This window comes from Sagittula stellata E-37 (genome assembly GCF_039724765.1).
GTDB lineage: Bacteria > Pseudomonadota > Alphaproteobacteria > Rhodobacterales > Rhodobacteraceae > Sagittula > Sagittula stellata.
This window is the reverse complement of sequence record NZ_CP155729.1, coordinates 2,972,563-2,993,076: the sequence shown is the minus strand read 5'-3', so window position 1 is coordinate 2,993,076 and position 20,514 is coordinate 2,972,563. Positions and strand designations below refer to the sequence as shown.

Genomic DNA, 20,514 nt, shown 5'->3' with positions numbered 1-20,514 from the left:
TCGGATCCATCTGGAGGATAACACGATGGCCCTCGAGCGCACCTTTTCGATCATCAAGCCCGATGCAACCCGCCGCAACCTGACCGGCAAGATCAACGCCAAGTTCGAGGAGGCCGGTCTGCGCATCGTCGCGCAGAAGCGGATTCACCTCACCAAGGCGCAGGCCGGCGAATTCTACAAGGTGCATGCGGCGCGCCCCTTCTACGATGAACTGTGCGAGTTCATGGCCTCTGCACCGATCGTCGCCCAGGTCCTGGAAGGCGAGGACGCCATTTCCAAGAACCGTGAAGTGATGGGCGCGACGAACCCGGCCGATGCGGCCGAGGGCACCATCCGTGCCGAGTTCGCCGAGTCGGTGGGCGAAAACTCCGTCCACGGGTCGGATGCGCCGGACACCGCGGCAGAGGAAATCGCGTATTTCTTCTCCGGTCTCGAACTGGTCGGCTGAACCGGTTCCCGGTTACTGGCATGATCCTGACATGACGAAGGGGCGCCTTTGGGCGCCCCTTTTCGTTTGCCCGGACGTCTGCCGCGTGCCGCGCGTGTCAGGCGTTTGCGCCCCGGGCCCGTCCGAGCCCCTGCACAGGGGTGCGGGTTGGCGACGGCCGCGGGGTCTGGCCCTTGGTGGTGTCCGCGTGGCGCCGTTCCGCGAAGTCGCGCATCAGGGCCGCGTTGCGGAGGTTCGCCTTGAAACCCACGTCGAAGATATCGCCGATCAGGGGGATGAGGCCGATGACCCAGTCGATGCCGATGTTGCCGGCCATGCGCACCAGCAGGTGCTTCGGCGCGCCGATCTCATGGCCGAGGTAGACGATATAGGCTGCGGGCGTCAGTGCGAGCGTGTCGCCGATGCCCGGGACCAGCCCCAGGATGCCGTCCCACCCCAAGCGGATGCCGGTGCCGGGCAGATGCAGCGCGGCGTCCATCCGGCGGGCGATGCGTTCCGCCCGTTCGACCTTTGCGAAGATGGTCTTTGCGTCGGTCATGGCGGCGCTCACGCGTGGGCCGGACGGCGCGAGATCACCCAGATCGCGTGCACGACGCCGGGGAGCCAGCCAAGGAGTGTCAGCAGGACGTTGATCCAGAAGTGTTTCGACAGGCCCACTTCTAGGAAAACGCCAAGCGGCGGAAGAAACAGGCTGAGAATGATGCGGATGAGGTCCATCGGGGATCTCCTTTGCGTTGCCGGGTTAAGGAAAGAACGCGGCAACGGTGTGGAAGTTCCGACGGTGCCCGGCGCCGCCCGGGTCAGGCGGCGCGTTCGGCGGGCGACTGGACGGGGTCTTCGGTGTCGATCCGGAACTCCGACACCGAACGCGACAGGTCCTGTGCCGTGCCGGCGAGCGCAGAGGAGGTGGTCCGCGTGTCGGCAACAAGCCCGGCGTTGGCATGGGTCAGGTCCTGCAGCAGCTTCATCGCGGAGTCGATCTCGGCCAGGTCGCTGGCGTGGGCGCTGGTGGACGCGGCGATGTCCGACAGGGCTTCGTCCATCTTGTGGATGCTGCTGACCATGGTCTGGAGCGACTGCCCCGCGCCGTTGACCAGCTGGACGCCGTCCTGAACCTCCCTGTGGCTTTCGGAGATCAGTTTCTTGATATCGAGGGCGGATTTCGACGACCGGCCGGCAAGGTCGCGCACCTCTTCGGCCACCACGGCGAAGCCACGGCCGGATTCGCCGGCGCGGGCGGCCTCCACCCTTGCGTTGAGGGCGAGGAGGTTGGTCTGGAAGGCGAGTTCCTCGATCACCGTGACGATCTTTGCGATCTCGTCCGACCGTTGGCTGATCTGGTCCATGGCGGCGATGGCCTCTGCCACCGTGCGGTCCGATTCGGCGGCGGTGTCGGAGGCGGCGCGCGCCTCTTCCTTGGCGGAGGCGATGTGTTGCGCGTCGTCGCGGGTCTCTTTCGTCACACGGGCGACGCCGTCGGCGCTGCGGATGATCGCGTCGCTTTGCTGTTCCGTCCGGTGGGCGAGATCCTCCGCACCGTCCTGCATCTGGCGGGAGCGGTCGGAGATCTGCGTGACGGCTGACACCAGACCGGAGATCACTCGGTTCAGGCGGTCGGCGGCCGAGTTGAAGTCGAGCCGGATGTGATCGTACTTCGGATCGAGGGGCGTGTGGAAACGGCGCGTCAGATCGGCGTTGGCGAGGGCGTTCAGACCTTCGGCGACCATGTCGACGACCTGCTGGTGCGTGCCGTTCAACCGGGCCCTTTCCTCGGCTTCGGCACGGGCGCTGTCCTGTCGCTGGAAAAGCATCGCTGCCTTGAAGTCCGCCAGGACGCGCGCCATGCGCCCCAGTTCCGAACGTTGGGAGGACTGCGGAACCTCGGGTTCGAAGTTGCCGTCGCGATAGTGCCCCATCAGGGCGATCAGGCTGGAAATCCGGCGGAGTGTCTTCTCGAACAAAAGGAAGGAGAAGAGCGCGGCGGTCAGCGCCGCGCCGACCGTCAGGAGAACCGTGTTGCGCAGTTGTGTGGCGGTCTCCTCCCGCTGGAGCGCGGCGTTTGTCCTGATCTCCTGCGCCAGGTCGAGTTCGAGGGCGCGCAGGCTGTCGATCCAGGCGGTGGAGGCGGCGAACCATTGGGGCGCGGTATAGCCGCCCATTGTACCGGTGTGGACGGACGCGGTCAGGACTCCGCGCATAGTGGTCACCGTCTGCGCGGCTTCGGACTGGCGAAGGGCTTCCAGCCAGTCAGGGCGTTCGAGGACCTGCGCCGCGGCGGCCAGATCCGCAGCCTGAACGGCGCCCAGGCTGACGAACCGGGTGTGTACGGCGGGCGCGAAGGCCCCGGCGCCAAGCCCCGTGGCACCCATCGCCCGCTCCAGCCCGGCGCTTTCCTTTGCCTTTCCGACCAGTGTCTTGGCTTCCACGAGCCGCGCAAGGCCTTCGGACGCGTGCGCCTCCGACACGCGGTTGGCGGTGGTGAGCAGCGTGTTGATGAGGCCGGTGTACCAGCCCGCCAGTTCCGGCACCGTCTTTTCCGTAGCGGTGATCGCAGCCCGCCAGTCGGCCAGTTCGGCAATAGCGGCATCGGCGTTTGCCATGGGGGTGGGCGCCATGGCATGTGCCATCGGCAGCGCGCCGGAAATGGCGGCAAGCGCCGCGTCGGTGTCGAGCCGCTGGGCGGGAAGGGCATCGGCGAAGCTGGTGCCGCCCGACGAGGTGTAGCCGGCGGAAAAGCCCCGCTCTTTCTGGAGTTCATGCACGAGGTTGTTGATCAGCTCCGCCTCGGCGATGCCGCGCGCCTGTGCGTCGAGGTGGTCAATTCGGTTCTGCCCGGCCGCCCAGTCGTACCATGTGAGGTAGCCGATCAGGGCAAGAAGGGGGATCATGATGACAAGAGCAGTTTCGCGGAGAGTCATGGCCGGCCTCGCTGAAAGAGTTGACCGACCATCCGCACATCTGGTTACCGAAGTGTCGCTTCGATAATTTTCTCTTTTCGAATGTATCTATAACTCAAGCCATCGTTCCGCTCGCGACGCGGGCCTCGGACAGGTCTGCCGCAAAGCCGCACAGCGTGTCTATGGCATGCGACAGCCGGTCGTCGGCGACGGTCAATGCCACACGCACGTGGCCCGCCGCCGCGGCACCGAAGCTTTCCCCCGGCATGACGGCGATGCGATGCGCGTCGAGCAGGCGGTAGGCGAAAGTTTCCCCGTCGAGGCCGGTTTTGCGGATGTCGAGCATCAGGTACATCGCACCGCGCGACGGGATGGCTGTGACCACCGACTGCCTGGCCAGTCTATCCAGGACAAGCGCACGGCGCCGGCGGAAGGGTTCGGCCACATGGGCCTCGACCGCATCGCCTTGTTCCAGTGCGAAAAGTGCCCCGTCCTGAATGTAGCCGGGCACGCCATAGGTGGTCGCCGTGGCGAGGTCGATCAGGCGGGAGACGGCCTCTTCCGGGGCGACGATCCAGCCGATGCGGGAGCCGGTCATGGCGTGGCTTTTCGACATGGAGCCGACGACCATCGTACGGTCCGCCATGCCGGGCAGGGCGCGCGGGCTGACGTGGGCGCCCTCCCAGACCTGCGTGTCGTAGACCTCGTCCGAAATCACCCAGAGGTCGTTGGCGGCTGCGGCGCGCGCGATGCCATCGAGGGTTTCCGCGCCGTAGAGCGTGCCGGTCGGGTTGTTCGGCGTATTGACCAGAAGGGAGCGTGCGTTCGTGTCCCGGGCCGCGCCGTCGATCTGGTCGAAAGACGGCAGGAAGGCGTCCTCCGCCCGGGTGGCTATGGCATGCGGGATGCCGGAAGCGGCACGGATCGTGCCGGGATAGGTGGCATAGTAGGGGTCGATGAAGAGGCCCGTCTCGCCCGGGGCCAGCACCGCCATGTGAGCGGAGAACAAGGCGGCCTGACCGCCGGGTGTCACGAGCACGTTGTCGCGGGTGGTGGCGACCCCTGTGCGGTTGGAGACACGGCTTGCGATCCGGTCGCGCAGGGCATCGACCCCGGGCACCATCGCATAGCCGGTGTGCCCGGCGCTGGCGGCGCGGTGCATCTCGTCCAGGATCGCCTGATCGGTGCCGATGTCGTGCTCGCCAATGGTCAGTTCGAGGATGTCCCGGCCTTCGGCCTTGAGGGCGCGCGCCTTGTAGAACACGCCCCAACCGTCGGAGCCGTCACCGTTGAGGGTGCTGATACGCTTGGACAATTGCGGCATGGGCGGCTCCTTTTCGGGTTTGGGACCGGTGTGCCAGAGCCGGAGAGGCGGGGCAAGCCGTGTTAACCATTGGTCCGGAAGTGTGAAGGGATTCAACGCGTTGCGTTCGGCGCCCGGATTGACCGGGCGCACGGAGGGGAGTAGCGTTCACGGCATGCTGGACAAGGTGCGGCAGAGGCCCGCGGGGGAAACCCTGGCGGGTCTTTTTCGTCTCCTGCCCGAGGAGGGGCAACCTACAGGCAAGAAAGGTGTCGAGCATATGAGCAGCAAGAAGGTGACCGGCTGCACACTGGTGGTTCCGGTGTGCGAGACGGCGCGTCTGGAAGCGCAACGGGACGAGATTGCGCAGACGCTGAAGGACCTGGTCGCGGATATTCGCGAGCTGGCGGAGAAAGTCCGGAATGGAGGGGTGAAGAAGGCCGAGCTGGGCACGTCGCTGAACGACCTGCGCTACTGGCTGAAGGCCGCCCGGGAAACGGAGCTTGAACTGGATGAAATCAAGAGGAAAACAACCGGAATCGTCGGATCCTATGGACTCGACCTCGAAGCAGCCAGATTTGAGGTCCGGTGCCGCCTGGATCGCCTCCGCGCCTGCCGAGGTGCAGATTGAGTTCTGGAATGCACTGTCGGAAGGGGGGCGCATCGCGCTCCCCTACCTTTTCGATTTCTGGGCGCATCCTCACCAGCTTCCGCCGGAGGGCGACTGGCGGACCTGGGTGATCCTGGGCGGCCGCGGCGCGGGCAAGACGCGCGCCGGGGCCGAGTGGGTGCGCGCGCAAGTCGAAGGCGCGCGTCCGATGAAGCCGGGCCGGTGCAAGCGCATGGCGATCATCGGCGAGACCTTCGATCAGGCGCGCGAGGTGATGGTGTTCGGCGACAGCGGCATCCTCGCCTGTTCGCCGCCCGACCGGCGTCCGCTGTGGCAGGCGTCGCGAAAGTGCCTCGTCTGGCCCAACGGCGCGGAGGCGATGATCTATTCCGCAAGCGAGCCGGAGGCCCTGCGCGGGCCGCAGTTCGACGGCGCCTGGGTGGACGAGCTGGCGAAGTGGAAGCGCGGGCAGGATACGTGGGACATGCTCCAGTTCGGTCTGCGACTGGGTGATCATCCGCAAGTCTGCGTGACGACGACGCCGCGCAACGTCGGCGTGCTGAAGGCTTTGCTGGCGCTGGAGTCCACCGTGACGACCCATGCGCCCACCGAGGTGAACGCCGCGCATCTGGCGCGCAGCTTCCTGGACGAGGTGCGTTCGCGCTATGCCAATTCCTCGCTCGGAATGCAGGAGCTTGACGGCCTGCTTCTTGACGAGGTCGACGGTGCGATGTGGACGCGCGACCTGCTGGATGCACAGCGCTGTGGCATGCTGCCCGCGCTCGACCGGATCGTTGTGGCGGTCGATCCGCCAGCGGGCGACGGCAAGCGGTCGGACGCCTGCGGGATCGTGGTCGCCGGTGCGGCGCGCGGCAAGGACGGGCTACTGACAGCCTATGTGCTGGAGGATGCCAGCGTGCAGGGGCGGCGCCCGGCGGAATGGGCCGCCTGCGCGGTCGAGGCGGCGCGCCGCTGGAATGCGGACCGCGTGGTGGCAGAGGTCAACCAGGGTGGCGCGATGGTCGAGAACGTGCTGAGGCAGGTCGACCCATACCTGCCTGTCACGCGCGTCCATGCCTGCGACGGTAAGGCGGTGCGGGCGGAGCCGGTCGCCGCGCTTTACGAACAGGGGCGCGTCTTTCATGCGGCGGGACTGGCGGACCTGGAAGCGCAGCTTTGCCTGATGACCCCCATGGGATTCCAGGGAGGCGGCAGCCCCGACCGGGTGGATGCGCTGGTCTGGGCGGTGTCGCACCTGATCGTATCCGGCAGACCGCCGGTCAACCCGCGCGTGCGGAGTGCCGGGTAAGTGTTTGATTTGGCTTAAGATCGCATCTGCGCTGGGCAGCGTTCGCTACGCTGAAGGCTTGTTAACCCGCTATTCATAGGGTGGCTTTCGAAGCGCGGATGGACCGACCGTCCGCCGTTTTCGGGATAGCGGGATACGCCAGGGGACGCAGACCTTTCGGGGCTGCGGCCGATGGTCTGCGGCGCGGCGGAACGGCCGGAGGGAAAAGGAGCACAAACATGGTTTTCGACTTTCTGCGGCGACAGGATACGCGGAACGCTGGGTCCGTGCCGGAGGTGAAGGCCTCGGCCACGGGTCGTGTCGTGGCCCACATGTCCGCCGGCCGCATCGCGTGGAGCCCCCGGGACACGGTGTCGCTGACAAAGCAGGCGTTCTCGGGCAATCCGGTGGGGTTTCGCGCGGTCAAGCTGATCTGCGAGGCGGCGGCGGCGTTGCCGCTGGTGCTGCAGGATCGGGACACGCGTTACGTCGACCATCCGATCGTCAGGCTGATCACTCAGCCCAACAGCGGCCAGGGCCGAGCCGAACTGTTCGAGGCGCTCTATGGGCAGATGCTGCTGTCCGGTGACGGATACCTTGAAGCGGTGGCGGGCGATGCCGGGCTGCCGTTCGAGCTGCACGTGCTGCGCAGCGACCGGATGAGCGTCGTGCCCGGAGCCGATGGCTGGCCCGTGGCCTATGTCTATGAGGTCGGCGGCCGAAAGCACCGTTTCAACGTGACCGGGCCGGTTTCTCCGGTGCTGCACGTCAAGACGTTCCATCCGCAGGATGATCACTACGGTCTTTCCCCGCTTCAGGCGGCGGCCCAGGCGGTCGATGTGCACAATTCGGCGTCGCGCTGGTCCAAGGGGCTGCTGGACAACGCAGCCCGGCCTTCGGGCGCCATCGTCTGGAAGGGCACCGAGGGGCAGGGGCACCTTACGACCGAACAGTACGACCGGCTGACCGCCGAGATGGAGGCGCATCATCAGGGCGCGCGGAATGCGGGCCGGCCGATGCTGCTGGAAGGCGGGCTGGACTGGAAGCCGATGGGTTTCTCGCCCTCCGACATGGAGTTCCAGAAGACCAAGGAAGCGGCGGCGCGCGAGATCGCCGTGGCCTTCGGTGTGCCGCCCATGCTGTTGGGAATCCAGGGCGAGGCGACCTATTCGAACTACGCGGAGGCACACCGGGCGTTCTATCGCCAGACGGTGCTGCCGCTGGCGTCGAAGGTGACGCATGCGGTGGGGCGCTGGCTGTCCTCCTTTACCGGAGAGGAGATCGTGCTGTCGCCCGATCTCGATCAGGTGCCTGCACTCGCCGTGGAGCGGGACGCGGTCTGGAACCGGGTGGCCGGGGCCGAGTTCCTGACCACTGCGGAGAAGCGCCAGTTGCTGGGCTTGCCCGCGCTTCCGGAGGAGGCTCAGGATGACTGACATGCGCAGCCGGGCAGAGACCTTCGCCTGCGCGCCGGGGCTTCGGCTGGAAGCGCACGAGCGCGTCTCGAAGTTGCAGTACGACGGGTTGACCGACAGGTTCCGTCGACTGGAAGCGCTGATGGAACGGCTGGAGCGGCGGTTGTGGCTGGCCGTCTACGGCGTTGCCGGGGTGATCCTGGCGGAAGCTTTTCAGGGGTTCATGCAGGTGACGCCCTGAGGGCTGCACCAGAGGAGGATCGGAAATGGATCTGGAACACAAGTTCTGCCGCTTCGACACCGATGTCACGGTCGTCGAAGGCACCCGCATCGAAGGGTATGCCTCGCTGTTCGGGAAGTGCGATCAGGGCGGCGACGTGGTGGCCCGTGGCGCCTATGCCCGCTCTTTGAAACGGCTTCTGGCGGAGGGACGCGCGGTCAAGATGCTGTGGCAGCACGACCCCGCCCAGCCCATCGGTGTCTGGGAGCAAGTGCGGGAAGATGAGCGCGGGCTTTACGTGAAGGGCCGTCTTCTCGACACGGTGGCGAAGGGCCGCGAGGCCGCAGCCCTGATCGAGGCGGGCGCCATCGACGGGCTTTCGATCGGCTATCGCACGATCAAGTCCAGCAAGGATGACGGGGGCCGCAGGCTCCTGGCGGAACTGGAGCTTTGGGAGGTGTCGCTTGTGACTTTCCCGATGCTGCCCAGTGCGCGGGTTGCCGCGAAGGGCGAGGATCGTCCCGAAGACGGTGGCCTGCATGCGTTGGCGGAGGCCCTGGAGGGCATGCGCCTGAACCTGGCGGGCGACTGACGCGCGCCACTCATGAGGGAAACAAGGATGAGCAAACCCGAGACCACGTCTCGGACCGGGGAAGATGTGTCTCCGGTCGCCCGGGTGAGTGCCGCGATGGCGGGACTGATCGGGGACTACAAGGCCCTCGCGGCCGATCTGGAAGAGAAGCTTGCAAAACAGGAAGAGCGACTGACCATGCTTGATCACAAGACCGCACTGGCGAAACGGCCGACCCTTTCGACCCGCGCCGAGGTCGAAGCCCCCCATCTCAAGGCGTTCGACGCATACCTCCGGTCGGGCGACGACGACGGCCTGCGCGGCATCGAGCTTGAAGGCAAGGCGATGTCCACGGCGGTGAATGCCGATGGCGGCTACCTCGTCGATCCGCAGACTTCTGCGATCATCAAGTCGAAGCTCGACAGCCTCGTCTCGATCCGTGCGATTTCCAACGTGGTGAACGTGGAAGCCTCCGCCTTCGACGTCCTGATCGACCGCAACGATACCGGCGCCGGCTGGGCGACCGAGACCTCGACCGCAGCCGAGACCACGTCGCCGACAATCGAGCGCATCTCCATTCCGCTGTACGAGCTGAACGCGATGCCCAAGGTGTCGCAGCGCCTGCTGGACGACTCCGCCTTCGACGTGGAATCGTGGCTGGCATCGCGCATCGCCGACAAGTTCATCCGCGCCGAAGCGGCGGCCTTCATCAACGGCGATGGCGTCGACAAGCCTTCCGGTCTGCTGACGAACGCCATCGTCGCGAATACCGCCTGGGCCTGGGGGTCTTTGGGTTATGTGCCCACTGGCGCGGCCGCGGGCCTGGGCGACGGCGATTGCGTGATCGACCTGATTTACGGGCTCGACAGCCGGTATCGCTCGAACGCGACCTTTGTGATGAACTCCAAGACCGCGGGCGCCCTGCGCAAGCTGAAGGACGCGGATGGTCGCCACCTGTGGGCCGACGGCCTTGCCGCGGCAGAGCCCGCGCGCCTTCTGGGCTACAAGGTCCTGATTTCCGAGGACATGCCGGACATCGCCGCTGACGAGTACCCCATCGCGTTCGGCGATTTCGGCGCGGGTTACACCATCGCGGAACGCCCGGACATCCGTGTCCTGCGCGACCCGTTCTCGGCCAAGCCGCACGTCCTGTTCTACGCGTCCAAGCGCGTGGGCGGCGGCGTCAGCGACTACGCGGCGATCAAGCTGCTGCGTGTCTCGACCTCGTAAGCGTGCACCGGACAGGGGGCGCGAGACCGCCCTCTGACGGGCGCGCGTGGTCCCGAGTTGTCCAGCTTCCCCTCCGCCCGAGCAGCCTGGGCGGCGCGCGCCCACCTGTCGATGAGGCCCCAAGGCCGAGCATATCGGAGAACAGACATGATGTTGGTGGAAGAAACACAAGTGGCGGAGGCAGCCCTTCCGGTGGCCGGGCTGAAAGAGCATCTGCGGCTGGGCAGCGGCTTTGCGGAGACCGATTTGCAGGACAGCGTGCTGGTGTCGTTTCTCAGGGCGGCCATGGCAGCCATCGAGGCGAGGACGTCCAAGGCGCTTGTGCAGCGCGGGTTCGTCCTGACACTGGACGACTGGCAGGAGCGGAGCGTGCAGAAGCTGCCCATTTCGCCGGTGCAGAGCATCGCCGAGGTGACGATCATCGACGGCTACGGCGTTCCGCAGACACTCGATCCGTCCGCCTACCGGCTCCAGCGTGACACCTTCACGCCGAAGGTGCGCGCAGTGGCCGCGAGCTTTCCGTCGGTTGCCGATGGCGGCGCAATCGAGATCCGTTTTCAGGCGGGCTACGGCACGGACTTTTCCGACGTTCCTGACGATCTGAAACAGGCCGTCATGCTGTTGGCGTCGCATTATTACGAGTATCGGGACGAAACCGCGCTGAGCCAGGGCTGCATGCCCTTCGGCGTGACGAGCCTGATCGCCCGTTACCGTCCGATCCGTCTGGGGCTGGGGGCATGAGCGCGTTGGGAGGTGGCGGTCCGAAAAGTGTCGCGACGCTGAACCGGCGGCTCGTGCTGGAAGCGCCACAGGACGTTGCGGATGGCGCTGGCGGTTACACGCGCGTGTGGTCGGCGATCGGTACGCTTTGGGCGCGGGTCGATCCGCGGAGCGGGCGTCAGACCGAGGGCGAGGCCGGGGCAATGTCCTCCGCGGGATTCACCGTGACAGTGCGGGGCGCCCCGGTGGGTCATTCGAGCCGCCCCGTCGCGGGACAGCGCTTTGTCATGGCGACCAGGATTTTCCTGATCGAAGCGGTCACGGAGGTAGAGCCTCGCGGCATGTACCTGGACTGCCGCTGCACCGAGGAGGTTTCCGCATGACCTATGCAATCGCAGGAGCGTTGCAGGCGGCGGTCTACGCGCGGCTTCAATCCGACACTGCACTGACGGCAGTTGTCGGCGCCGAGGTCCACGACAAGGTCCCCACCGGCGCACTTCCCCCGATCTACGTGGCCCTCGGACCTGAACGGGTGGAGGAGGCCGGAGACCAGACCGGCGCGGGCGCGTGGCACCAGTTCGTGATCTCCGTCGTGACGGAGCACGCGGGCTTTCTTTCCGCCAAGGAGGCCGCCGCCGCAGTGAGCGACGCCTTGCACGGCGCGGACCTGACGCTGGGACGAGGTCGCCTGGTGGGGCTGTGGTTCCACAAGGCCAGGGCGGCGCTGGCCGGCGAAGGTCGCCGGCGCATCGACCTCACGTTCCGTGCGCGGGTCGAGGACAACTGAAGCTTTTCATCCAGGAGTGAGACAGATGGCTGCTCAGAACGGCAAGGATCTTTTGATCAAGGTGGACATGACCGGGACCGGCACGTTCCAGACGATGGCGGGGCTGCGGGCCACGCGGGTCAGTTTCAACGCGGAAAGCGTGGACGTGACGACGCTGGAAAGCCAGGGCGGTTGGCGCGAACTGCTGGCTGGGGCGGGCGTCAAGTCGGCCAATATCAGCGGCTCGGGCGTGTTCAAGGACGACACCACGGACGAACGCGCGCGGCAGATCTTCTTCGATGGAGAGACGCCGGCCTTCCAGATCATCATCCCCGATTTCGGGACGGTCGAGGGCGCCTTTCAGGTGACTGCGATCGAATACGCCGGGTCGCACAACGGCGAAGCGACCTACGAGATGTCGCTGGCTTCGGCCGGCCAGCTCGCCTTTACGGCACAACCGGCGGCGTGATGGCCAATCCGTGGCGGGGGGATGTGGCGTTGGTCATCAATGACGAGCGCCACGTGATGCGGCTGACGCTGGGTGCGCTGGCCGAACTGGAAGCTGGGCTGGAGACGGGCTCGCTCGTGGAACTGGTACAGCGGTTCGAGGATGGCCGGTTCAGCACGCGGGACGTGTTGGCACTGATCGTCGCAGGACTGCGCGGCGGCGGATGGACCGGCCATGCCCCGGATCTGTTGTCGGCGGAGATCGAGGGCGGTCCGGTGGGTGCGGCAAAGGCCGCGGCGGAACTGCTGGCGCGCGCCTTCATGCTGCCGGAGGCGGCCAATGACGGGGTTTGACTGGCCTGCGCTGATGCGCGCGGGGATGCGCGGTCTCGGACTGCGCCCCCGCGAATTCTGGGACCTGACGCCGGCGGAGTTGCAGCTTCTGCTGGGCGAGGGGTCCGGCACGCGGCCGCTGGGACGCAAGCGGCTGGCGGAACTGATGTCGGCCCTTCCGGACAGGAGTGACGAAAGATGAGCGGTTTCGATCTGGATGACGATCTGGCCGACGAGGCAACCCGCCTCGAACGGTCGCTGGGCAACGCGGCGGGAATGGCGCAGGCGTTCGACGCGGAAATGCGGCGGATCAACACGACCTTCTCGGAGACGGGACGCAGCGCCACGCGGTTGGACTCGACCATGAGCCGAGGTGTGGCGCGCGCCATCGACGGCGTCGTGCTGGACGGAATGAAGCTGTCGGATGCGCTCGATACCGTCGCGCGGTCGATGATCGACGCGGCGTGGAGGGCGGCGGTCAAGCCAGTCGCCAACCATGTGGGCGGCTTTCTCGCCTCGGGTGTCTCGGCGCTGTTCGGCGATCTGTCTCCGTTCGCGAAGGGCGGTGGGTTCACCCAGGGGCGCGTCATGCCGTTTGCCACAGGCGGTGTGGTCAGCGGCCCGACCTACTTCCCGATGCGGGCAGGAACAGGCCTGATGGGCGAGGCCGGACCGGAGGCGATCATGCCGCTGACCCGTGGCCCGGACGGCAAACTGGGGGTGCGCGCCGCTGGCGGCGGTGCACCGGTGACGGTCGTGATGAACATCTCGACCCCGGACGCCCGTTCGTTCGAACGCAGCCAGAGCCAGATCGCGGCCCGCATGAGCCAGGCGCTGAGCCGTGGCGCGCGGAACAGGTAATCGGAGGGATACATGGCTTTTCACGAGGTAAGATTTCCGGCCGATCTGAGTTTCGGCTCGGTCGGAGGGCCGGAGCGGCGGACCGATATCGTGACGTTGACCAGTGGTTTCGAGGAACGCAACACGCCATGGGCGCACTCCCGCCGCCGCTACGATGCGGGACTCGGGCTTCGTTCGCTCGACGACATGGCGGCGCTGATCGCCTTCTTCGAGGCGCGGCAAGGCCAGTTGAACGGGTTTCGCTGGAAGGACTGGGCCGACTACAAGTCGTGCGCCCCTTCGCGAACGGTTGCCACGGGCGATCAGGTGATCGCGCGGGGTGACGGCGTCACGACGAGCTTCCAGCTCATCAAGACCTACACGTCGGGCGAGGGGGCCTATGCGCGGCCGATCACGAAACCTGTCGCCGGTACAGTGGTCGCGGCGGTTCAGGACGACCGGATGTTCGAGGGCGTGCACTTCGAGATCGACACCGCGACTGGGATCATCACCTTCACCGAGGCGCCGATGAACGACGTGGAAATCTCGGCCGGGTTCGAATTCGACGTGCCAGTGCGGTTCGACACGGACCGGATCAACGTAAGTGTGTCCAGTTTCCAGGCCGGCCAGGTGCCGGACGTGCCGGTTGTCGAGGTGCGGATCTGATGGGACAGGAAGAGCTGCACGTGCACCTGGCGACCGGTGTCACCACCGTCGCCCGCGCCTGGGCCGTCACCCGCCGGGACGGGGTCGTCTTCGGCTTCACCGATCACGATCGGGAACTGACCTTTGACGGTATCGTCTTCAAGGCGGATACGGGTCTGTCTGCCAAGGCGCTTGCCCAGTCGACGGGACTGTCTGTCGACAACACAGAGGCTATGGGCGCGCTCAGCGACACGTCGATCCGCGAGAAGGACATCGCGGCAGGGCGTTTCGACGGGGCGGAGGTTGTCGCCTGGCTGGTGAACTGGGCGGATGTGGACGCACGGCGGGTGATGTTTCGGGGACATATCGGCGAGGTTCGCCGCAGCGCCGGGGCCTTCCACGCGGAACTGCGTGGCCTGACGGAGGCGCTGAACCGCCCGGTGGGCCGCGTCTACCAGAAGCCCTGCACGGCGGTCCTGGGGGATGCGGCCTGCGGGTTCGATCCGAACACCGGGGGCTACACGTTCGAAGGGGATCTGGAAGGGGTAGAGGAAGCGCGGGTCTTTCGCGCCGGGCCGCTTGGCGGGTTCGGTCCGGGCTGGTTTCAGCGCGGCCGCCTGACCGTCCTGACGGGTGATGCCGAAGGGCTTTCCGGCATAATAAAGCGCGATCATTTGGCGCGCGATGGCACACGGCTGATCGAACTCTGGGAACCGTTGCGCGCCCAGCCAGCGGCGGGCGACACGGTGCGGCTTGTCGCCGGATGCGACAAGAGGTTCGAGACCTGCCGCCTGAAGTTCGGCAACGCCATCAACTTCCATGGGTTTCCGGATGTTCCGGAGGACGACTGGATCACCGTGCAGCCGGCTTTGGCAAAGGCCCGGAACGGGGGGAGCCGCCGATGAACGCGGTTGTCGAAACGGCGCGCTCCTGGATCGGAACGCCTTACGTGCACCAGGCGTCGCTCCGGGGGGCGGGGTGCGACTGTCTCGGGCTCTTGCGCGGGGTCTGGCGCGACATGGTGGGACCCGAGCCGGAGGCCGTGCCGCCATACACCCGCGACTGGTCGGAACCGCAGGGCGACGAACGGCTGTGGCGTGCCGGGCTGGCCCATCTGCGATCCAAGCCGGTCGATCTGGTCGAGGCTGGCGACGTGCTTCTTTTCAGGATGCGGGATGGCGCGGTGGCAAAGCACATCGGCCTCCAGGCGGAGACGGGGACAGACCCGACGTTCGTGCATGCCTATTCCGGGCATGGGGTCATCGAAAGCGCGTTCAGCGCGCCATGGGCCCGGCGCGTCGTGGCCCGTTTCTCCTTTCCCCAACAGGTTTCATCGGAGGGCTGACGCATGGCAACGATCCTACTTTCCGCCGCAGGGGCGGCGATCGGCGGCTCAATCGGCGGCTCTGTCCTGGGCCTTTCCGCGATGGCGGTGGGTCGTTTTGCGGGGGCTGCGGTGGGGCGCGCCGTCGATGCACGCCTGATGAACCAACGGGTGATGGGGCAGGGGTCTGACGTCGTCGAGACCGGGCAGGTGGACCGCTTCCGTCTGACCGGCACGGGAGAAGGCCAACCCATTGCGCAGGTCTATGGGCGCATGCGCGTCGGTGGCCACGTGATCTGGTCGACGGAGTTCATGGAGCATGTCCATGAAAGCGGCGGCGGTGGCGGTGGCAAGGGCACAGCGCCGAGACAGCCGGCGCAGCCGGTGGTGCGGCAGTACAGCTATTCCGTCAGCCTGGCACTTGCCTTGTGTGAGGGCGAGATTGCCAGCGTCGGTCGCGTCTGGGCCGACGGCGCCGAGATTCCTTTGCATGATCTCGACATGCGCGTCTATCGCGGCAAAGCCGACCAGTTGCCGGATCCGAAGATCGAAGCGGTGGAAGGCAGCGGGCTTGTCCCGGCCTATCGCGGCACGGCCTACGTTGTCATCGAGGATCTGGATCTGTCCCGTTTCGGCAACCGTGTCCCGCAGTTCAGTTTCGAAATCACCCGCCCGGACAACAGCGCCTCGGACGTTCCGGATCTTGTGCGCGGCGTGGCGATGATCCCCGGCACAGGCGAATACGCCCTTGCGACGGAGCCGGTGTACTGGGCCTATCAGGCCTCGACCGACGCTCTGTTCGGAGCAGGGCCGGGTGGCGTAGCGGTGGCCAACGTGAACTCTCCGTCCGAAGAACCGGACTTCAACACCTCGCTCCGGCAACTCACGGACGAGGTACCCGCATGCGAAGCGACCTCGCTTATTGTCAGTTGGTTCGGCGACGATCTGCGCTGTGGCATGTGCGAGATCAAGCCGAAGGTGGAGCAGACGGCCCATGACGGGCGGATGCCGTGGACGGTCAGCGGATTGACCCGTGGTGCCGCCGGGGTCGTTCCGCAGGACGCGGGCCGGCCGGTCTACGGCGGCACGCCGACGGATCAATCCGTGGTTCAGGCGATCCGCCGCATGAACGCCAATGCGCTGAAGGTGATGTATTATCCCTTCATCCTGATGGAGCAGAACACGGGCAATTCCTTGGAAAATCCATGGACGGGCGAAACCGGTCAGCCAGCCTTTCCTTGGCGTGGCCGGATCACGCTCAGCACTGCGCCGGGACGTGCCGGGACGCCCGATAGCACTGTGGCGGCGGATGCAGAGGTCGCTGCCTTCTTCGGCACGGTTTCGGCCTCGGACTTCACGGTTGGCGACGGCATGGTGACCTACACTGATCCGGCGGAGTGGCGCTACCGTCGGTTCATTCTGCATCAGGCGGCACTGTGCGTCGCGGCGGGCGGTGTCGACTCCTTCTGCATCGGGTCGGAGATGGTCGGCCTTACCCAGATCCGTGGCGCTGCGGGCTTCGCCGCTGTGGCGGAACTCAGGGCGCTGGCAGCGGAATGCCGCGCGCTTCTCGGGCCGGGTGTGCGGATCGGTTATGCGGCGGACTGGACGGAGTACTTTGGCTATCATCCGCCGGAAGCGCCCGGGGATCTGTACTTTCATCTCGACCCCCTTTGGTCCGATCCGGAAATCGACTTCGTCGGCATCGACAACTACATGCCGCTGTCCGATTGGCGCGATGGCGAGGACCACGCCGATGCGGCATGGGGACAGGTGCATAACCTTGACTACCTCACCGCCAACATCGAAGGCGGCGAGGGCTACGACTGGTATTACCCGACCGACGAAGCCCGAGAAGCGCAGCGGCGCGAACCGATCACCGACGAGGCCCACGACGAGCCGTGGGTCTGGCGCTACAAGGACATTCGCAACTGGTGGCAGAACCGTCATCACGAGCGCATCGGCGGAGAACGCCAGGAAACGCCAACTGACTGGGAGCCGGGCATGAAGCCGGTTTGGTTCACCGAGCTGGGCTGCGCCGCGGTTGACAAGGGCACGAACCAGCCCAACAAGTTCCTCGATCCCAAGTCTTCGGAATCGAGCCTCCCGTATTATTCCAACGGTCTTCGTGACGAGGCGATCCAGCGCGCCTATCTGCAGGCTTTGCTGGGCTACTGGATGGACCCGTCCAATAACCCGGTGTCGGACGTCTACGAGGCGCCCATGCTCGACATGTCGCGCGCCTTTGTCTGGGCCTGGGATGCCCGGCCTTATCCGTGGTTTCCGGGCAATGCCGCGCTGTGGTCGGACGGGCCGAACTATCGTGCGGGGCATTGGCTGAACGGCAGGGCATCCGGGCGCTCGCTGGCCTCTGTCGTCACGGAAATCTGTCATCGCGTCGGTTTGACGCAGATCGACACCAGCGGGCTTGCCGGGTTCGTCCGGGGCTATGCCGTGCCGCAGATCGCAGATGCGCGCAAAGCCCTTCAGCCGCTCATGCTGGCCTACGGCTTCGACGCGGTCGAGCGTGACGGTCTGCTGGTTTTCCGGATGCGGTCGGGACGCTCGCCCGTTGAAATCGCGGTCGAGGATCTGGCGGTGAGCGACGAACTCGACGGCGACCTTGTCGAGACACGCGCCGGTGCGGCAGAGATGTCGGGTCGTGTCCGTCTCGGGTTCTTGCTTGCCGACGCGGATCATCAGGCTGCCTCGGAAGAAGCGATCCTGCCTGACGACGAGACGCATGCCATTGCCGAAACCGAGTTGCCGCTGGCGCTCACGCGTACCGAAGGGCGGCAGATCGCGGAGCGCTGGCTTTCGGAGGCCCGCGTGTCCCGCGACAGCCTGCGGTTCGCCTTGCCGCCGTCATGTCTGCGTGTGGGGGCCGGGGACACTGTGCGCCTGCCGACGAAGTCCGGCCCTGTTCTTGCGCGGGTCGACAAGGTTGAGGTCATGGAACACCAGATCGTCGATGCGGTGCGCATCGAGCCGGATGTCTTCCTGCCTTCGACTTTCACCGAGGACGCCACCCGTTTGCGGCCCTTCGTGCCTGCCGTGCCGGTTACGCCTCTGTTCATGGACCTGCCGTTGACGACCGGGGAAGAAGTGCCGCACGCCCCGCACCTTGCCGTTACGGCCGAGCCGTGGCCCGGTGCGGTTTCGGTCTACGACGCGTCGCAGGATGCGGACTACCTCGCAAACGTGCTCGTTCCCGGTCGCGCCGTTGTGGGCATCACGGAAACCCCGCTTTTGGCGGCGCGGCCCGGTCTGATCGATCCGGGCGCCCCGCTTCAGGTCCGGTTGGCGAACGGCGTCTTGCAGTCGATCGGCGCAGAGGCCTTTCTGACGGGGGGGAACCTGATGGCAATCGGAGACGGTACACCGGGCAACTGGGAACTGTTCCAGTTCCGCGATGCGACGCTGGTCGGGGAGGGGCGCTGGCTTTTGTCCCATCGTTTGCGCGGTCAGGCGGGCTCTGACGCTCTGATGCCGCATACATGGCCTGTTGGGTCGTGGGTCGTGCTGATGAACGGCGCGCCGCGGCAGATAACGATGGCCGGTCACCTGCGGCGCGTGTCGCGTCATTTCAGGATCGGTCCGGCCCAGAGACCTTACGACGATCCGAGTTACACGCATCAGGTCCACGCCTTCGACGGCAACGGGCTCCGGCCCTATCGTCCGGCGCACCTGTCAGCCACCGAAAGCGCCGGGGACACGACCGTCAGTTGGGTCCGGCGCACGCGCATCGATGGCGACAGTTGGGACGGATACGAAGTGCCCCTCGCAGAAGACAGCGAGGCCTACCTCGTGCGGGTCATGCAAGGCAGCAGCACGCTGCGCGAGGTGCAGGTGTCCGTCCCGGAATGGACCTACAGTGCACTGTCACGGGCGTCTGACGGGATCGTTGGCGCATACAACATCTCGGTGGCGCAGATCTCGTCGCGCTACGGAGCAGGGCCTTTCGCGACTGTGGACCTCACCGCATAAGACCGGTGCGGCCTATGACTGAACTGGCGGTGGCGCGGGCCGTCGCCACTCTGGTACGTTGCCTCCTATCTGGGGCAGTGATGCGTCCGCGTCGGCGACTTCGGAGCGGCCGATATTGCCCTGACACAAACTGCATCGCAGCGGTCGTCTGAAGTGTCCTGTCCTTGTTACCGACAAACGGCCGAAGCGTAGCCGGTTCGGTCATCCTCTTGCGCAGGACATGCAGCGCAACACCGTCGGTTCGAGTTCAAGCCGGGCGCGGTCGATGTCCTCGCCGCAATCGGCGCAATAGCCGAATTCACCTTCTTCGATTCTCCGCAAGGCGGCCTGCAACGCGCGCCTGTATGTATTCCGCCGGGCTTGCGTCGCCTTGGCCATCGACTGGTTCAGAAGCGCATCCTGCCGTGACAGCCGGCCGACCGACTGCTGGTCGAGTTCGACGACCCGCTGGCTCCGTTCGCCGAGCACATCCTCTTGGTCGAGTTCGGCCAGGCGTCTGCCTATGTCCTGACGAAATGCCGGAACTTTCCGTTCATCCATGATCGCGATGGTCCTCATCAAGGATTTGCGTTTCGCTCCCCAGACCCTATCTGCTATCTTACCGTGGTCAAAGGAGGATGCCAGATGGCCGAGACACGCATGAAACTGGCCGAGGTCGACCCGGTCTGGGCGCGCATCGCCCGTGAAGCCGAAGAAGCCGTGGCGCATGAACCCTTGCTGGGCGGTCTGGTGCATTACTCCATCCTGCACCATCCGACGATGGAAAGGGCGCTGAGCTACCGGACTTCGTTGAAGCTGGCCAACGGCGAGATGTCCGAACAGATCCTCCGGGAAATCTGCGACGAAGCGTATTCGGCGGATCCGGACCTTGCCCATGCGGCGCGGGCCGATATCACCGCGACCTACGAGCGTGACCCGGCGTGCCACCGCTACCTGCAGCCGTTGCTTTTCTTCAAGGGCTTCCAGGCGGTGCAGGCTTATCGCGTGGCGCATTGGCTCTGGACGCAGGGGCGCAAGGATCTGGCGTATTTCTTCCAGATGCGGTCCTCCGAGGTCTTCGGCACGGACATCCACCCGGCGGCCCGTATCGGGCGCGGCATCATGATCGACCACGCGCATTCCATCGTGATCGGGGAAACGGCTGTCGTGGGCGACAACGTGTCCATGCTGCACTCGGTCACGCTTGGCGGCACAGGGAAAGAAGACTCCGACCGCCATCCCAAGATCGGGAACAACGTGCTGATCGGGGCAGGTGCCAAGGTGTTGGGTAACATCACGGTCGGCCACTGCTCGCGCATTGCGGCGGGGTCTGTCGTGCTGAAAGAAGTGCCGCCGTGCACCACCGTGGCGGGGGTCCCCGCGAAGATCGTGGGCGAGGCCGGCTGCGACCAGCCCTCCAAGGAGATGGACCAGATCCTGCGTGGCGAAACGCTGGGCATGTGATCCGGCCAGACGGTTTAAAAGCCCCGG

General features: G+C 66.0%; 24 protein-coding genes. 19 read left to right on the top strand and 5 right to left on the bottom strand.

The features are described from left to right. Window positions 1-25 precede the first annotated feature (25 nt). Window positions 26-448: a nucleoside-diphosphate kinase gene (ndk, locus tag ABFK29_RS14185; RefSeq protein WP_005855954.1), complete on the top strand. Its 423-nt coding sequence runs from the start codon at window positions 26-28 to the stop codon at window positions 446-448. A gap of 97 nt (window positions 449-545) precedes the next feature. Here the strand turns inward: ndk and ABFK29_RS14180 are convergent, their stop codons facing one another. The 4 genes from ABFK29_RS14180 to ABFK29_RS14165 form a co-directional block, all read right to left on the bottom strand. Then, the gene (locus ABFK29_RS14180; protein ID WP_050772362.1) at window positions 546-986 is read right to left on the bottom strand and encodes a DUF4112 domain-containing protein; all 441 of its coding nucleotides are present in this window, start codon (window positions 984-986) and stop codon (window positions 546-548) included. Window positions 987-994: 8 nt separating this feature from the next. Further along, window positions 995-1,165, bottom strand: a complete 171-nt coding sequence (locus ABFK29_RS14175) for a YqaE/Pmp3 family membrane protein (RefSeq protein ID WP_347099673.1) — start codon at window positions 1,163-1,165, stop codon at window positions 995-997. Window positions 1,166-1,248: 83 nt separating this feature from the next. After that, window positions 1,249-3,366, bottom strand: coding sequence for a methyl-accepting chemotaxis protein (locus tag ABFK29_RS14170; RefSeq protein WP_005855951.1), 2,118 nt, complete (start codon window positions 3,364-3,366; stop codon window positions 1,249-1,251). A gap of 94 nt (window positions 3,367-3,460) precedes the next feature. Continuing rightward, complete coding sequence (locus ABFK29_RS14165; RefSeq protein WP_005855949.1) at window positions 3,461-4,669, bottom strand: pyridoxal phosphate-dependent aminotransferase; 1,209 nt, start codon at window positions 4,667-4,669, stop codon at window positions 3,461-3,463. Between the two features lie 154 nt (window positions 4,670-4,823). On the opposite strand from ABFK29_RS14165, the gene ABFK29_RS14160 reads away from it, so the two are divergent. The 17 genes from ABFK29_RS14160 (at window position 4,824) to ABFK29_RS14080 (ending at window position 19,044) form a co-directional block, all read left to right on the top strand. Next, a complete protein-coding gene (locus tag ABFK29_RS14160) occupies window positions 4,824-5,279 on the top strand; it encodes a hypothetical protein (protein WP_005855947.1) in 456 nt (151 codons plus the stop codon). Next, window positions 5,200-6,567: a DNA-packaging protein gene (locus ABFK29_RS14155; RefSeq protein WP_083803403.1), complete on the top strand. Its 1,368-nt coding sequence runs from the start codon at window positions 5,200-5,202 to the stop codon at window positions 6,565-6,567. The genes ABFK29_RS14160 and ABFK29_RS14155 overlap by 80 nt, the downstream gene beginning before the upstream one ends. 218 nt (window positions 6,568-6,785) lie before the next feature. Beyond that, on the top strand, window positions 6,786-7,982 hold the full coding sequence (locus tag ABFK29_RS14150; RefSeq protein ID WP_005855943.1) for a phage portal protein: 1,197 nt from the start codon (window positions 6,786-6,788) through the stop codon (window positions 7,980-7,982). Beyond that, entirely contained in the window at window positions 7,975-8,202 is a 228-nt protein-coding gene (locus ABFK29_RS14145; protein ID WP_005855942.1) for a GTA head formation protein, RCAP_rcc01685 family, read from the top strand. Before ABFK29_RS14150 ends, ABFK29_RS14145 begins: the two co-directional genes overlap by 8 nt. 25 nt (window positions 8,203-8,227) lie before the next feature. Beyond that, the gene (locus ABFK29_RS14140) at window positions 8,228-8,773 is read left to right on the top strand and encodes an HK97 family phage prohead protease (protein WP_005855941.1); all 546 of its coding nucleotides are present in this window, start codon (window positions 8,228-8,230) and stop codon (window positions 8,771-8,773) included. Between the two features lie 27 nt (window positions 8,774-8,800). Beyond that, window positions 8,801-9,982, top strand: coding sequence for a phage major capsid protein (locus ABFK29_RS14135; RefSeq protein ID WP_040604166.1), 1,182 nt, complete (start codon window positions 8,801-8,803; stop codon window positions 9,980-9,982). 147 nt (window positions 9,983-10,129) lie between these two features. Then, window positions 10,130-10,723, top strand: coding sequence for a head-tail connector protein (locus ABFK29_RS14130; RefSeq protein WP_005855939.1), 594 nt, complete (start codon window positions 10,130-10,132; stop codon window positions 10,721-10,723). Then, window positions 10,720-11,085 (top strand): head-tail adaptor protein, encoded by a 366-nt coding sequence (locus ABFK29_RS14125; RefSeq protein WP_005855938.1) that lies wholly within the window; start codon window positions 10,720-10,722, stop codon window positions 11,083-11,085. The genes ABFK29_RS14130 and ABFK29_RS14125 overlap by 4 nt, the downstream gene beginning before the upstream one ends. Continuing rightward, window positions 11,082-11,489, top strand: a complete 408-nt coding sequence (locus ABFK29_RS14120) for a DUF3168 domain-containing protein (protein WP_005855937.1) — start codon at window positions 11,082-11,084, stop codon at window positions 11,487-11,489. The genes ABFK29_RS14125 and ABFK29_RS14120 overlap by 4 nt, the downstream gene beginning before the upstream one ends. A 25-nt stretch (window positions 11,490-11,514) precedes the next feature. Continuing rightward, window positions 11,515-11,937 (top strand): phage major tail protein, TP901-1 family, encoded by a 423-nt coding sequence (locus ABFK29_RS14115; protein WP_005855936.1) that lies wholly within the window; start codon window positions 11,515-11,517, stop codon window positions 11,935-11,937. Next, window positions 11,937-12,269, top strand: a complete 333-nt coding sequence (locus tag ABFK29_RS14110; RefSeq protein WP_005855935.1) for a gene transfer agent family protein — start codon at window positions 11,937-11,939, stop codon at window positions 12,267-12,269. The genes ABFK29_RS14115 and ABFK29_RS14110 overlap by 1 nt, the downstream gene beginning before the upstream one ends. Beyond that, complete coding sequence (locus ABFK29_RS14105) at window positions 12,256-12,450, top strand: rcc01693 family protein (protein ID WP_005855934.1); 195 nt, start codon at window positions 12,256-12,258, stop codon at window positions 12,448-12,450. Before ABFK29_RS14110 ends, ABFK29_RS14105 begins: the two co-directional genes overlap by 14 nt. Continuing rightward, on the top strand, window positions 12,447-13,109 hold the full coding sequence (locus ABFK29_RS14100; protein ID WP_005855933.1) for a phage tail tape measure protein: 663 nt from the start codon (window positions 12,447-12,449) through the stop codon (window positions 13,107-13,109). The genes ABFK29_RS14105 and ABFK29_RS14100 overlap by 4 nt, the downstream gene beginning before the upstream one ends. Before the next feature lie 12 nt (window positions 13,110-13,121). After that, a complete protein-coding gene (locus tag ABFK29_RS14095; RefSeq protein WP_005855932.1) occupies window positions 13,122-13,754 on the top strand; it encodes a DUF2460 domain-containing protein in 633 nt (210 codons plus the stop codon). Continuing rightward, window positions 13,754-14,638: a DUF2163 domain-containing protein gene (locus ABFK29_RS14090; RefSeq protein ID WP_005855931.1), complete on the top strand. Its 885-nt coding sequence runs from the start codon at window positions 13,754-13,756 to the stop codon at window positions 14,636-14,638. Before ABFK29_RS14095 ends, ABFK29_RS14090 begins: the two co-directional genes overlap by 1 nt. After that, window positions 14,635-15,078 (top strand): NlpC/P60 family protein, encoded by a 444-nt coding sequence (locus ABFK29_RS14085; protein ID WP_005855930.1) that lies wholly within the window; start codon window positions 14,635-14,637, stop codon window positions 15,076-15,078. Before ABFK29_RS14090 ends, ABFK29_RS14085 begins: the two co-directional genes overlap by 4 nt. A gap of 3 nt (window positions 15,079-15,081) precedes the next feature. Further along, window positions 15,082-19,044, top strand: coding sequence for a baseplate multidomain protein megatron (locus ABFK29_RS14080; RefSeq protein ID WP_005855928.1), 3,963 nt, complete (start codon window positions 15,082-15,084; stop codon window positions 19,042-19,044). 201 nt (window positions 19,045-19,245) lie between these two features. Here ABFK29_RS14080 and ABFK29_RS14075 read toward each other — a convergent pair whose 3' ends face one another. Next, window positions 19,246-19,584 carry a TraR/DksA C4-type zinc finger protein gene (locus tag ABFK29_RS14075; RefSeq protein ID WP_040604212.1) on the bottom strand — a complete coding sequence of 113 codons (339 nt, stop codon included), beginning with the start codon at window positions 19,582-19,584 and terminating at the stop codon, window positions 19,246-19,248. Window positions 19,585-19,668: 84 nt separating this feature from the next. Here ABFK29_RS14075 and cysE point away from each other — a divergent pair, with 84 nt between their 5' ends. After that, window positions 19,669-20,487 carry a serine O-acetyltransferase gene (cysE, locus tag ABFK29_RS14070; protein ID WP_005855924.1) on the top strand — a complete coding sequence of 273 codons (819 nt, stop codon included), beginning with the start codon at window positions 19,669-19,671 and terminating at the stop codon, window positions 20,485-20,487. Window positions 20,488-20,514: the final 27 nt, after the last annotated feature.